The following is a 13,509-nucleotide window of genomic DNA, read 5'->3' as shown; positions in this document are numbered from 1 at the left end:
ACCCGTCATGAAGATACTTACGTCACTCCTGCTTTTCTCTTTGTCCGCCAAGGCGGCCGTCACGCTGCCCGCGATTTTCTCCGATCACATGGTGCTGCAAAGCGGCAAGCCGGTGCCTGTCTGGGGCACGGCGGATGCGAACTCGGAAGTCAGCGTGGCCATCTCGGGGCAAAAGAAAACCGCCAAGGCGGACGCGAGCGGCCAGTGGTCGGTCAAGCTCGATGCCTTGACTGCCTCTGCGAAGCCGCAGACGCTGACGATTGGTGACAAGACAATCAATGACGTGCTGGTCGGGGAAGTCTGGCTGGGTTCGGGGCAGTCCAACATGGCGATGACTGTGCAGAGCGCCAAAGAATACCCGGCCAGCCAAGAGGCCGCGAATGTGCCGCTGGTCCGGATGTTTACCGAAGGCAGCGCGGCTGCCGCCACGGCGCAGTCACAGGGCAAAGGCACCTGGGTGATTTGCTCTCCTGAGACGGTGGGGCGTTTTTCCGCCACGGCGTACTTCTTTGGCCGCAATGTCTATGACGTGCTCAAGCAGCCGGTGGGGCTCATCAATTCCTCCGTGGGTGGTACGCCGATCGAGTCCTGGATCAGCCCTGAGGCCCAGCAGGCGAGCGCGGAACTGAAGCCCTTCTTTGAGTCGCTGAAGCAGGACGATGCAGCATTTGATGAAGCCAAGGTGAAGGCTGTTTACGAGCGTCAGGTGACCAAATGGGCCGAAGAGGTGAAGCAGGCGAAGGCGGAGGGAAAACCAGCCCCGCGCAAGCCGCGTGATCCGATCGAAACCCGCAAGCGCAAAGGGAATGTGGGCGGCCTGTTCAACGGCAAGATTTCGCCGCTCATCCCTTATGCGATTCGTGGTGCCATCTGGTATCAGGGGGAGGCCAATACGAACGGGCCCAAGCCGCCGTTTTACCAGGCCCAGCTCACGCTGCTGGCCAAGGACTGGCGCACACGCTGGAACGACGAGTTTCCTTTTGCCTGGGTGCAACTGCCGAATTTCACCCGTGCGGGCGAAGGCTGGCCGATTGTGCGCGAGCAGATGCTCAACGCGCTGAGTACGATTCCGAACAGCGGCATGGCCATCACGCTCGACATTGGTGATCCGAAAAACATTCATCCGGCCAATAAACAGGAGGTGGGCCGCCGTCTCGCGCAGTGGGCGCTGGGTGCGGTGTATCACAAGGATGTGGCTGACACTTCCGGGCCGCTGATTGACCAAGCCACGGTCAAGGGCGGCGCATTTGTGATCACTTTCACGCATGCCAAGGGGTTGAACGCGAAAGGTGACCTGACGGAGTTTGAAATCGCCGGTGCTGACGGCCAGTGGCAGGCAGCTGAGGCGAAGATCGACGGTGAAACGGTGGTCGTCTCATGCAAAGCCGTCGCTGAGCCGAAGCAGGTGCGTTACGCGTGGAAGGACAATCCCGTGGCCACCCTGTTCAACGGCGCGGGCATTCCGGCTTCGCCGTTTCGGAAGTGAGGCTAGGATGAAGGGTCCCTGCCGGGACGCGGAACACCACTTCCGCGCCCCGCAGGGACTTGATCCAACCTAATTCAGATCAAAATTTCAAGGTGCCGCCGATGTAGAAGTTGCGGCCATAGGCGGGGATGATGCCGCTGCTGTTGACGAGGGAGTAGTAGTGCTTGTCGAAGACGTTGTTGAGGCCGGCCATGACGGAGAAGTTTTTACCCACGGGGACTTCGGCGGTGAGATCCCAGGTGGTGTAGGCGGGGATGTCGAAACGGCCGTCGGCGTTGTCGGTGCCATTGTGGCGGGCCATCAAGGTGCCGAGGAAGGCGATCTTCAGGCCGCTCTTGCGTTTGTAGATGGCACCGGTGCGGATGATGTAGGGCGGTGCGTACTGCGGGGTGCCGCCGTTGTTGACGCCGCCGGAGAGACGGGCTTCGAGCACGGAGATGTTGCCGTAGAGATTGAGGGCACCGAGATATTCGCCACGATGAGTGCCGTTGAGGGCATCGAGCCCGCCGATGACATCGAACTGTGCGGCGCCTTCCCAGCCGTAGTTGATGCTGCGGCCGACGCTCTGGATGTTCACGCCGGCGGTGCCGATCTTGTCATCGAGATCAACGAGGAAGAAGGAGGTGTCATAGGTGAACCAGGGTTTGGGATTGCCACGGAGGCCGAGTTCATAGCTCCAGCCCTGGGACGGGGCGACATCACTGGCCGTGCCACCTGCGGCGGGGATGAGCGACTGGCCGAAGGTGGTGGCACGGTAGCTCTGGGAGATGTTGGCATAGACGGCGGTCTGGTTGCCGAGATCATAGGAGAGGCCGAGGCCGAAGAGAGGCTGCTTGTCGAACTTGCTGGCATCGCGCTGGGTGTTCACGGCACCGATGTTTTTGACCGTGATGTTTTGATTGATCATCTCCATGCGGAAGCCGGGGGTGACGGTGAGGCGGCCGAAGGTGAACTTGTTTTCGAGGAAGACGGAGCCGTAGATCACATCACGGGAGGCGACGGTGTTGACGGTGCCGATGTTGTCTGTCGGATAGGCTCCGGTGGCGTCCTTGCGAGGAGAGTGGCACATGTAGAACTGCATGCCTGCGGCGAGTGTGTGGTTTCCGCCCCAGAGTTCGTAGTCGTGGCGGATGCGGGGCTCGACACCCCAGTTGTAGAACTGCTGGTGCTGGATGGCCGTCGTCGGGGCGGTGACGGTGCCAAAGCCGCCCGTCTGACGGTTGCTCCAGCGGTCATAGGCACCGGCCCAGGTTTTCACGCTGAGCTCGGTCTTGCTGGAAAACTTGTGCTGGAGTTCTGCGCTGGCGACGACGCGGCTGAGGTGGAAGCGGTCGGTGGTGCGCACGGTTTGATTGCGGTCGGCGTTGTAGGCTGCGGCCGTCAGGCCACCGGGTTCGCCATGGCGGTCAGAGCCGGCATCGAGGGAAAAAATCCAGCGTGTGTCGGTGGCCTGCTGGTAGATGAGCTTCAGGCGGCCGCCATCGACGTTGAAGTCGCTGTTGGCTTTGCGGAAACCGGTGCCGGAGCGGTGGTTGAACCAGCCGTACCAGCTCCATTTGCCAGCGCTGCCGTCGATGGAGGTGAAGGTGGAGTAGAGGTCGTTGCTGCCAAAAATGTGCTTGGTCTGCATGCCAAACAGGCGGTCCGTGCGTGGCATGGATGAGACGTAGTTGATGGCACCGGCCGGCTGCGGGCCGTAGAGCAGTGAGGCGCCGCCACGTACGAAGTCGATGCGCTGGGTGGATTCCAGCGGCGGGGTCCAGTAGGACTCGGGGTAGCCTTGAGGGTCTGCGGCGATAGGGATGCCATCCTGCAGCATCATGAAATACTGGGCGCGATCTGGCGAGCCTATCCCACGAAAGCCCAGACTTACCAGCGGGGTGCTTTCTTCCGCAGTGATCAGGCCGGGGGTCATCGCAAAAGCCTGGCTATAGTTGTTGGCCTGCACTTCTGGCAGTGCCTGCAAGTTCAAGGAACTCGCTTTCTTGCCCGCATAGATCTTGGTGCCTTCAACCGGGGGCAGGTAGGGTATTTTGACCTGAGGTTCTTCCGGCGCGTCTGCGGTGATAACCATGTTTGGCAGTTCGGTGACGACATCTGAACTCGGTTTGCTTGCTGGATTGCGCACGCTTTGGGATCGAGCATGAGAAGCTATGGCAAGGAAAAGGAGGGCAACGGCAGCTAGCGCGGTTCCAGGGGTGCGGGGGAAATGGGAAGGGGCAATGGGCTTCATCAAAGGTCGGTCTTGAGATTCTGTCGCAGCAGTCTGCGATAGTGAGTTGGATGACTATACGCGCAAGTTTTTTGTGCGACTGAGTCGCAATTGCAAAGTAACAACCATTTCTTGCGCTTCGTGCGAGGGGGGATGTCCCTACAGGGGCGGAACACCACTTCCGCACCCCGCAGGGACTTGATCCAACCTAACAAGGACCAAACTATGAAGCTGTCTCCGATGCGGCGACGTGGCCGCGTTTGGGGAAGAAGCGACGAAAGGCGAGGGCGAAGCCGGTCCAGATGAGGATCATGGTGGCCAAGGTGCACAAGGCGGCGACGGTCTGACCGATGAGGCCGAAGAGCTCGCCGGTGTGGAGGAAACGGGCGTACATGCGCAGGCGGCGCCCGAGGTTTTGCTGCTGCAAATCGTCGGGGCTGGGCAGCACTTTGGCCTGAGCCACATCGAGGTTCAGCATGGTGCGAAGATGCACCTGGCCGCGACCGCCGCGGTCCACCATGAGGGGGAAGGGTGCGCCGGGTTTCAGCGGCATGCGCAGGCTCATGCTTGCCCAGTTTGGGATCTGCTGACGTGCCTGAGCGAGGAGCAGTGCAAGTCCGACGAGGGAAGGGGACGTGGCTGAGGGTCCGCTGCCTTCGCGTTTGCCGCCAGGCCCGCCTGCGGGGCGTTCGCGGGGTGGTGGGGACTCGCTGCCGGTGAGGGTGAAGAGCAGGTTGTTCGCCCAGCCGTAGGACATGATGAGGCCGGTGAGGATGATGCAGAGCTGAGGGAGAGCGCTCCAAAAACCGAAGACGTTGTGCCAGTTCCAGTTGCGCGCGCGGTCTCTGAGCTTGGGATTGAAGAGGATGACAGCGCGTACGCTGGCCCAGCGCCAGTGGCGCGGCCACCAGAGGTAGATGCCGGAGAGAAGCAGCAGGCTGAAGATCAGACAGCCTGCGCCGGTGATGGCCTTGCCCACTTCTTTGGGAAGGCCGGAGCCGGTGAGGAAGCGGTGCCACTCGGTGGCGGCGTGGAAGAAGTCATGCCAGGCGCGGTGGCCCTCGCCGAGAAATTCGCCGGTGTAGGGATTGGCGAAGTAGACGCCCTCTTTTCCGAGGGAAAGTGTGACGGGCATGGCCGGGTCTGCTTTCCAAGTGATGCCGCTGGGATTCAAATCGGGCTTGGTTTCGCGAACCTTGGCCAGCAGCGTTTCGATATCGAGATGTGAGGCACCTGTGGCAGGCGGGGCGACGCGCAGATCACGATTGGCCCAGTCGATGAGCTGCGCCTCGTAGGAAATCATGAGGCCGGTGACGGCCATGGAGAGAATGACCACACCGGTGACGAGGCCTGCGATGAGATGACCCCAGAAAATGAGGCAATGAAAGGTGGGCTTCACGGTTACATTTCCGCCCACTGGCGCAGGAGATTATGATAGACGCCGGTGAGCTGCACGCCGGTCTGTTCAGCCACGGGGTTGTTTTTGAGATCGCGGCCCAGGCGCTGGATGGCGAGATCGAGATCAAAGAGGAGTGATCGCTGGCCGTTGTCACGGACCATGCTTTGCAGCCAGAAGAAGGAGCAGATGCGGGCGCCGCGTGTCACCGGGGTGACGTGGTGCAGGCTGGTGGAAGGGTAGAGGACCATGTGGCCGGGGGGGAGCTTCACACGTTGTACACCGTAGGTGTCCTCGATGCAAAGCTCCCCGCCGTCATACTCCTCCGGACCGGCGAAGAACAGCGTGGCGCTGAGGTCTGTGCGGATGCGGATGGGCATGGTGGGATGCTGGCGGATGGCGTTGTCCACATGTGTGCCGAAGGACTGGCCTCCGGAGTAGCGGTTGAACAACGGCGGGAAAATCCGCTGCGGCAGTGCGGCGGCGTGGAAGAGCGGATTTTTAGCCAGAGCGGTGAGGATCATCTCTCCGAGCTCACGCGCAGCGGGGCTGTCCTCCGGGAGCTGCATGTTGTCCTTGGCCTTGGCAGACTGATAACCAGCGGTGCCTTTGCCATCCACCCAATCAGTGGAGTCCAAGAGCTGGCGCGCATGAGCTACCTGCTCAGCGGTGAGAACATCGGGAATTGCGATGAGCATAATAGGAAGGGGGGAATAGATTAGAACTTGATGCTTGCGGTGAGTGCGGCGGAGCGTCCCGGGCCGGGGACGAACTGACCACCGCCGACGCTGCCGACATAGCGCTCATCCGCGAGATTGTAGATGTTCAGGCGCAGGCTGATCTTCTCGGAGAACTTGTAGCTGACCATGGCATCCAGCGTCCAATAGCTTGGGGCGGTGCGGGCGTTCGCGGAGGAGTCGTTGCTCGTACGCGGTCCCATATACTGGGCGCCGAAGCCGAACTGCGTTTTTTCCAGGAGGGTGTAGGTCGTCCACAGGTTGAAGGTTTGGGGCGGAGCATTCGACAAGGACTGACCGATTGCACCCGCGGCGGTGGAGGCTTTCGTCTCGCTTTCCATGATGGCGTAACCTGCGAAGACCTGCCAATTTTTGGTGATGCTGCCGGTCATGCTGAACTCGATGCCTTGGACCAGCTGATTCCCGCCCAGAGTGGTAATGCCGGACGGGTCCGTGGTGCGGGCATTCGTTTTTTCAGAGCGGAAGAGTGCGGCCGTCAGCGAGAGACGCTCCTTGAGAACGTCCCACTTGGTACCGAGTTCGAAGGTGGAGGTTTGTTCAGGGTCCAGCGAGGAGGTGGCGGCGGTGAGGCCAAGACCCGCGCCGGAAGCACCGTCGATGGTGGGATTGAACGAAGTGCCGTAGCCGAAGTAAATGCTGCCCTGCTTCACAGGCTTGTAGATCAGGGCGGCCTTGTAGCTGAACAGGTCGTCCGCGTTGGCGTATCCGCCGGCAGAGGTGTTGCCGGGTCCGCTTACGGTCGCATACATGTGGTCATAGCGAAGGCCGGCACTGATTTCCCAATGTTTGCCGATCTTCATGGTGTCGAACACATAAGCGGAGACGGTGTAGAGGTATGCTTCGGTCGGAGCCGGGAGGCCGGGGTACATGGTGGTGATGTCCTGGGCGTTTGTGCCGGGAGCGGCGCTGGGAGGAATGTTGATGCCGGTGTTGTACAAGTCGGTGACGGAGGCAATGCCGGCGACGTTGGCATTCTGCTGATGCTCCAGGAAAAACTCCATGCCGGTCACCAGCGCGTGCTTGATCGGGCCGGTGGAGAAGTCGGCCACGAGATTGGTCTGGTTGCCAAACATCTCGGTGAACTGCTGACGACGCTGCAACTGGCGGTTCAGGATCGTGGTGTATTGATTGCCCGGGGCCACGCCAACGTCACGGAGCCGTGGTGCGGTGCTCACGGAGTCGCGGTGAGAGCGCGAGTAGCGTGTGATATTGCGGACGCGCGCGTGGTCGGAGAAATCGTGTTCAAAAATCGCCGTGAAGTGGTCGGTCTGAATCTTTTCATAGTCCACGCCGGGGATGCCGTAGAAGGTGTTGTAGCTGACCCCCGGAGGTGGCTGGTTCTGGTAGCCTGCGAGTGCGGCGCCGGAACCGCTGAAGGTGCCGTTGTTGGGGATCCATGGCAGGCCGTAATCCGGGACGTTGCTTTCCTCCAGCCGCTGGTAATTTAGCATGAAGCGGGTGTCCGTGCCCAGACCAGTGCCCAAGGATGCGGCGATGCCGTAGCGCTCCATCGAGACGTGGTCGCGTCCTGGTGTATCGGCGCTGTGGTACATGGTGTTGAGGCGGAAAGCCGTGTGCTCAGAGAGCTTCTGATTCACATCCACTGTGCCACGGTAGAGATTGCTGGTGCCGCCGCTGACCGTGGTGAGCACGGAGTCTGTCAGATTGGCCATCTTGCTGACGGTGTTGATGGAGCCACCCGTGGAGCCACGACCGACGGTGGAGGAGGACGGGCCTTTGGTGATCTCGACCTGTTCCGTGTTGAAGGGATCGCGGTTGTAGTTGGCGTAGTCGCGCACGCCGTCGAGGTAGATGTCACTGCGGGCGCTGAAGCCGCGGATGGAGAGGTTGTCTCCAGACACTGCGCCGCCTTCACCTGCCTGCATGGAGATGCCGGGGGTGTTTTTCAGCACATCGCGCAGGCTGAAAGCGCCACGGTCTTCAATGACCGCCTTGGGAATGACCGTGATCGTCTGTGGGATGTCGCGCAGCGGCTCCGTGTACTTGGCCGATTGCAGGCGAGTGGGGTTGTAGACCGATCCCGTCGCTTCAATGAGGACTTCGGGCAGCTCGGCGGGAATCTCTTCAATCTGCGGCTTGAGCTTGCTGGGAGCTGCGGTTTGGGCGCTCAGGCTGCCTGCAGCACACAGCAACGAGGTGACGGAGAGAGTTTGGGGGCCTGTCTTGCGAGCAGCGCGGCGGATGCGGGAAGCGAATTTTTTTGGCATGAGAAGGATGATCGGAAAGGGCTAACTAATGCTAATGAGATTCGATTTCATTAGTGAGTTGCGATTAAGTCTCATTTTCAATCCCAGTCAACTATGGAAACTAGCAACTTTTTGCTCAAAACATGCGGTCGTTTGCGATCTGCCAGAGACTGAAAATGGGCCTTGGGATGCTTTGGTGCATCGCCAAGGCCCATTGACCTCCCAGCCCAACCTTTGGCTCAGAATCTGACGGTGGCTGTCAACGCGGCGGAGCGTCCTGCGCCGGGAATGACGTGTCCGGTGCTGCTGCTGGTTTCGATGTAGCGGTTGTCGGCGACGTTGTAGATGTTCAGGCGCAGGCTGAAGCTGTTGCTGAACCGGTAGCTGACCATCAGATCCGTCGTCCAGTAGTCCGGAACGATGCGGGAGGCATTGGCAGCATTGCCGATGACCTTGCCCATGTATTGAGTGCCACCACCTATCTGGAGGTCATCCGTCACATTGTAAGCGGCCCAGAGATTGAAGGTGTAATCCGGCGCATTGGGGAGCGACTGACCGATCTCAGCGGCGATGGAGGAGTTGTTGACCTTGCTGGCCATGTGAGAGGCCCCGGCAAAGACCTGCCATTTTCTGGTCAACTGACCGGCAAGGCCTACTTCCACCCCGTCCACGGTCTGGTTACCCACAGGGGTGGTGATGTTTGCATTGGTGGTGCGGACGTTGCGCTTTTCCGTGCGGAAGAGTGCTGCCGTCAGGGAGAGCCGCTCCTTAAACAGGTCCCACTTGGTGCCCAGTTCATAGGTGGTCGCCTGCTCAGGGTTCAAGCCGGCGAAGGTGTTGTTGCCTGTGCCGCCAGCGGCGCCGTTGGTGGTCAGTCCGAGACCACCGGGGTTGCCGCCGTCGGCCGTGGCATTGAAGGAGGTGCCATAGCCGAAGTAGAAGCTGCCGTAGTCCACCGGCTTGTACACGAGAGCACCCTTCCAGCTGAAGAGATCGTCGTTGTTGGTGGGGCCGGGGTTGCTGCCGCCAAAGATGTCATTGGCACCGGTGTACCAGATGCCATGCTGCACTGCATGCAGATGGTCATAACGAATGCCGCCGCTGACCTGCCAGTGTCTGCCGATCTTGACGGTGTCCATGGCATAAACTGAAATGGTGGACAGGTGGGCTTCCGCCGAGGCTGGAAGATCGGTTGGGCTGATGCCGAACACGGTGGTGTCACGATTCACGTTTGTCGGTCCTACAAGCGGCCCAGTGGCACTGGGATCGAACAAGTCGGTGGTGGTTGTGTTGCCTGCGCGCGAGGCAGTCAACTGCTGTTCATAGGAGAACTCCAGTCCCATCACGAGCCCATGCCTGAGCCGTCCCGTGTCAAATTCAGCATTGAGCAGAGACTGGTTGGTGAGAACGGTGTTGGTCGATCTACGCCGCTGCTCTTCGAGGACCAGGGTGCTGGTGTATTGGTTGCCTGCTGCAGCGCTGGTGTCCCTGAAACGAGGGGCTGTCTGGCGTGCGTCGTAGTGATTGCGTGCCCAGCGCGTTGTATTGCGGAAGCGCAGGGTCTTCGAGAAGTCATGCTCGAAGATGGCCGTGATCATGTCATTCTGAATCTTCTGGAAGTCGTAGTTTCGACGACCGTAAAAAGTGTCGTAGCTGACGGGAACGGGTTGGTTGACATAGGCCCCTAATCCTGCGGCGCTGCCGCCAAAACTACCGCCCGCGCCGGGATTCGGAGTCCAAGGGATGCCGAAATCAGGCATGTTGTTTTCCTCCTGCCGCATGTAGTTCAGCGTGAAGCGGGTGTCGGTGCCAAGGCCAAAGGCGATCGAGGCTCCGATCCCGTAGCGGCCCATGAACACGTTGTCACGTCCGGCGACGTCATTGGAATTGTACATGCCGTTGAGGCGGAGGGCGGTGTGCTCAGAGAGTTTCTGATTCGTATCCACCGTGCCACGGTAAAGGTTGTTGGTGCCGATGGAGGCCGTGGTGATGGTGGTGTCTTGCAGGCCCGCCATTTTGGAGACCATGTTGATGTAACCCCCGGTCGATCCGCGGCCCATGGTGGTGGACGCCGGTCCTTTGGCGATTTCCACCTGCTCCGTGTTCCACGGGTCGCGGTTGTAGGTGCCAAGATCGCGCAGGCCATCCACAAACCAGTCGCTGCGGGAGCTGAAGCCGCGGATGGCGAGGTTGTCGCCACCGCCAGTTCCGCTCACCCCTTCGCCTGCCTGCATGGAGATGCCGGGTGTGTTTTTCAACACATCGCGCAGGGTGAAGGCACCGCGGTCTTCGATGACCTGTTTGGGGATGATCGTGAGGGTCTGGGGAATGTTGCGCGCTGGTTCCGTGTACTTCGGGGATTGCAGGCGCTTGGGGTTGTACAGGCGTCCTTCGATGATCATTTCCTCCAGATCGGTTGGGGTGGCGCCGCTTTGGAGAGAGGGCGGGGCGGGGGATGCGGCGGTTTGTGCGGACAGGCTGCCAGCGGCGCAGAGCATGGTGGTCACAGAAAGCGCTTCTGTACCCGGTTTGCGGGCGCGGCGAATGGATCGGGAGGACGGCTTGGGCATTGGCTGCGAGTGTAATGAATTTCAGATTTTTCTTCGGCGGAGGCCGAGTAAGGCCAGGCCGAAAAAAATCGTCAATCACTGCGGCGGGCGAAGCCTTGCCGTGGACAGAAACCATCCTGCTTAAGCCTGAGAGGAACGTTTTTTGATCCGCTCTGCCGCATGGCTCATCGATTCCAGCACCTCGATCAGCCGGTCCATTTTCTGCAGACCCAGATCCAAGGGCCCGCGCCGCCGCATTTCTGCAGCCGCCAGATCCAAGGCTTCAAGACCCGTTTGGTAGAGGTCATCAGCTTTTGCCAGCAGCGGGGAGCCCTGCTCTGGATCCAGCACATCGAGCAGAAATTCCGCCATGAAATGGGGCTGGTATGCGAGGAGAAGGTTGCAGCCATAGCGAAACAATTCGTGACGCAGGGCATGAAACGGTCCCGCCTCTCCCTGGCTCTCCCATCTGGCGGTGAGTTGCATCGCTTCGTCCACTTTGTCCGTGGCCTGCATGATCCAGTCATCCGCACGAGTGGTGTCCACCGGGGGTGTCTCCAGAAGCAGGGCCACGGCGCGGCAGAAGATGTGGCGTGCTTTCAAGCCGATTTCGGCGGCTTGCAGATTCAGATGTTCCGTGGGCTGGCACAAAGTCAGGGCCTCCTCCGCCACCCGCATGGCCTCCAGCATCCTTGGAGGGGAGATTTCCAGCAGCAGTGCGGCGCGGTTGATCAGCAAGATCGGCAGAAGGGCCATATTCACCGGAAGTCCCTTCGCCACGCTTTCCTCGATCACGGTTTTGCCATGATCCAGCGACAGTAGCGCAGCGTGCAGGCTTTCAGGCGTTGCCTGCGCACGCAGCGCCAGGGATCGGTTCATCCAGGCCAGGGCCAGCCGACCGCGATACTGCGAGTCCTCCTCAAGCGGCAGCTTTTGGAGGTGAAAGATGGCCTCATCAAAGCTCTGCACCGCTGCGGTTAGGTCTGTCGGTTTCCCCAGTCGTGTCAGCACATCTCCGCGGTTCATCCAGCAGGCTGTCAGCAGCCAGCGATACCAGGCGCTTTCCTCAAACGGCAGCTCGCGGCGAATGGCCAGCGCCTGCTCAAAGCAGTTCAGGGCCTCCGGCAGCGCAGCGGCGTCATTGGCCGAAAGCAGTGCAATGCCGCGCTTCATCCAGACTTTGGCGACTGCATTGCGATCGTCAGGAGAGGATTCGTGGGTATCCGGGGGAGGGGGCATTCGGAAGGGCTTCTGGGACAACTTTGGCAGTATCGAAAGCAAGAAAAACATAATGATGCGACTGAGTCGCAATTGCAAGTTGACATGCCATTCTTACGTTTCATCGTCCATTCCTGCCCCGCCTTGTGCAATGACCTCCTCAGTGATAAATCCTCTGCCCGCCATGGGCTTCAACCTTCCAAAGCCAAGAACCGCTGCTGCTGGCTCTGCCGCAAGGGTGGTGCAACGTGGTGGTAACTTGGTGCGTGTGCTCATCACGCTTTCATGGCTTGTGGGCATCACTGGGAGCTTTCTGACCGTGGGCATCATCGGTATGTTTGCCGATGATCTTCCGCCGATTCACCTCAAGACGCTTGAGGATCCCGAAGACACGGAGATGTCCACGGAGGAACTCACCATGACGGAGATGATGGCGATGGGGGAAAAGACCGACGAGACCACTGAAGTCGAACCCGTGGTGCCGGTTGAGATTCCCGAAACCATCGAGACTCCGCCGCAAACCCAGGACCTGCCAGAGATCGCCGAGGCGATGACTATGGAGGACATCTTTGCCGTGCCCACGGCGCCAAAGATCGAGGATGCTCTGCGTCCTGTTGATCCCGTGGTGCGTCAGACTCCCCCCACGCCAGCGCGACCACGCCCGGGTCCGGTGGCCAAAAGCAAAGGCACAGGTGCAAGTTCCACACAGGAAGGGACGGCTGGTGCCACCGGCATGGGCAACAGCAAAGGCACATTGCCGAAGCCGCCCTATCCGGACTTTGCGCAGAGAGCTGGCATGCAGGGCACCGTGCGCTTGGTCGTCGGCTTCGGTCCTTCGGGCTCGGTTGAAAGCGTCAGTGTTGTCAGCACCACCGGTTTTAGCGCACTGGATGAGGCCACCGTGGCCTTCATTCGCCGGAACTGGCGCTGGCAGACGGGCAAATCGCATCGTCACACCGTGCCGCTGACCTTTCGCCTGAACTGAAGGCTCCCCTTCGATTTTGCCCATTTAGATTTCCCATCTCCAATTTTTTCATGCCCATCCTCGCCAACGTCGTCGTCGATCTCTTCCACAAAGGTGGTCCCATCATGTATCCCATTGCGGTCGTCACGGTTGTGGCGGTCTGCATCTTTGTGGAGCGTGTGTTCTGGTGGGTGCGGTTTGCCACCAAGCGCTCCGTCAAGCAGCTGGACGAAGTCTACGAAAAACTGGAGGCGGGAGACCTTGCCCAGGCCATCGCCCTTTCGGCGAAATCCAGCGATCCGGTGGTGCGCATGATTCACCACGGGCTCAATCATCGCCACACCAGCATGCAGGGTGCGCTTGAAGTGGCCGCCGGGCAGGAACTGCGCGATGCGGGCCGCTACCTGAGCGCCATGGACACCATCGTCACCCTGGCACCGCTGCTTGGTCTGCTGGGTACCGTGACGGGTATCATGGGCAGCTTCACCAGCATTGGGGGCAGCGAACTTGCCGTCGAAAAAGTCACCGGTGGCATCGGCGAGGCGCTCATCGCCACCGCAGCTGGTCTCGGCATTGCCATTGGCACGCTGGTGCCGATGAACTACTTCCACTCGCGTCTGGCCGGCTTGAAGTTTGATCTTGAAGCCGCCGCGAACAACGTGCTGATCCTCGCTGTGCAGCACGGTTTTGACAAAGCCACTCCGAAGGCCTGATCCTGC

The 13,509-nt window shown here is 60.2% G+C and carries 9 protein-coding genes; 3 read left to right on the top strand and 6 right to left on the bottom strand.

Going from position 1 to position 13,509, the window contains the following annotated elements; all coding sequences use genetic code 11:
- The first annotated feature begins 7 nt into the window (after nt 1–7).
- On the top strand, nt 8–1,486 hold the full coding sequence (locus tag AC3RLQ_RS17985) for a sialate O-acetylesterase (RefSeq protein ID WP_493030038.1): 1,479 nt from the start codon (nt 8–10) through the stop codon (nt 1,484–1,486).
- 79 nt (nt 1,487–1,565) lie between these two features.
- Here AC3RLQ_RS17985 and AC3RLQ_RS17980 read toward each other — a convergent pair whose 3' ends face one another.
- The 6 genes from AC3RLQ_RS17980 to AC3RLQ_RS17955 form a co-directional block, all read right to left on the bottom strand.
- Nucleotides 1,566–3,614, bottom strand: a complete 2,049-nt coding sequence (locus AC3RLQ_RS17980; protein ID WP_493030037.1) for a TonB-dependent receptor family protein — start codon at nt 3,612–3,614, stop codon at nt 1,566–1,568.
- 307 nt (nt 3,615–3,921) lie between these two features.
- Nucleotides 3,922–5,097: a PepSY-associated TM helix domain-containing protein gene (locus AC3RLQ_RS17975; RefSeq protein ID WP_493030036.1), complete on the bottom strand. Its 1,176-nt coding sequence runs from the start codon at nt 5,095–5,097 to the stop codon at nt 3,922–3,924.
- Between the two features lie 2 nt (nt 5,098–5,099).
- Complete coding sequence (locus AC3RLQ_RS17970; protein WP_493030035.1) at nt 5,100–5,792, bottom strand: Fe2+-dependent dioxygenase; 693 nt, start codon at nt 5,790–5,792, stop codon at nt 5,100–5,102.
- A 20-nt stretch (nt 5,793–5,812) separates the two neighbouring features.
- Nucleotides 5,813–8,080: a TonB-dependent receptor gene (locus AC3RLQ_RS17965; RefSeq protein ID WP_493030034.1), complete on the bottom strand. Its 2,268-nt coding sequence runs from the start codon at nt 8,078–8,080 to the stop codon at nt 5,813–5,815.
- Nucleotides 8,081–8,298: 218 nt separating this feature from the next.
- Nucleotides 8,299–10,629, bottom strand: a complete 2,331-nt coding sequence (locus AC3RLQ_RS17960) for a TonB-dependent receptor (RefSeq protein WP_493030033.1) — start codon at nt 10,627–10,629, stop codon at nt 8,299–8,301.
- A 120-nt stretch (nt 10,630–10,749) separates the two neighbouring features.
- Nucleotides 10,750–11,847 (bottom strand): hypothetical protein, encoded by a 1,098-nt coding sequence (locus AC3RLQ_RS17955; RefSeq protein ID WP_493030032.1) that lies wholly within the window; start codon nt 11,845–11,847, stop codon nt 10,750–10,752.
- A gap of 163 nt (nt 11,848–12,010) precedes the next feature.
- Between AC3RLQ_RS17955 and AC3RLQ_RS17950 the strand changes: the two genes are divergently transcribed.
- Nucleotides 12,011–12,811: a TonB family protein gene (locus AC3RLQ_RS17950; RefSeq protein WP_493030031.1), complete on the top strand. Its 801-nt coding sequence runs from the start codon at nt 12,011–12,013 to the stop codon at nt 12,809–12,811.
- Nucleotides 12,812–12,861: 50 nt separating this feature from the next.
- The gene (locus AC3RLQ_RS17945) at nt 12,862–13,503 is read left to right on the top strand and encodes a MotA/TolQ/ExbB proton channel family protein (protein ID WP_493030030.1); all 642 of its coding nucleotides are present in this window, start codon (nt 12,862–12,864) and stop codon (nt 13,501–13,503) included.
- Nucleotides 13,504–13,509 lie beyond the last annotated feature (6 nt).

The sequence above is a fragment of the Prosthecobacter sp. GW821-HT29F12 genome (assembly GCF_058803405.1).
Note: the sequence above shows the minus strand (reverse complement) of the source record. Positions and strands in the feature narration are given on the sequence as shown.

Coding starts and splice junctions, on each gene's coding strand:
- AC3RLQ_RS17985 (WP_493030038.1), top strand. CDS start 8: ATGAAGATACTTACGTCACTCCTGCTTTTCTCTTTGTCCGCCAAGGCG.
- AC3RLQ_RS17970 (WP_493030035.1), bottom strand. CDS start 5,792: ATGCTCATCGCAATTCCCGATGTTCTCACCGCTGAGCAGGTAGCTCAT.
- AC3RLQ_RS17965 (WP_493030034.1), bottom strand. CDS start 8,080: ATGCCAAAAAAATTCGCTTCCCGCATCCGCCGCGCTGCTCGCAAGACA.
- AC3RLQ_RS17960 (WP_493030033.1), bottom strand. CDS start 10,629: ATGCCCAAGCCGTCCTCCCGATCCATTCGCCGCGCCCGCAAACCGGGT.
- AC3RLQ_RS17955 (WP_493030032.1), bottom strand. CDS start 11,847: ATGCCCCCTCCCCCGGATACCCACGAATCCTCTCCTGACGATCGCAAT.
- AC3RLQ_RS17950 (WP_493030031.1), top strand. CDS start 12,011: ATGGGCTTCAACCTTCCAAAGCCAAGAACCGCTGCTGCTGGCTCTGCC.
- AC3RLQ_RS17945 (WP_493030030.1), top strand. CDS start 12,862: ATGCCCATCCTCGCCAACGTCGTCGTCGATCTCTTCCACAAAGGTGGT.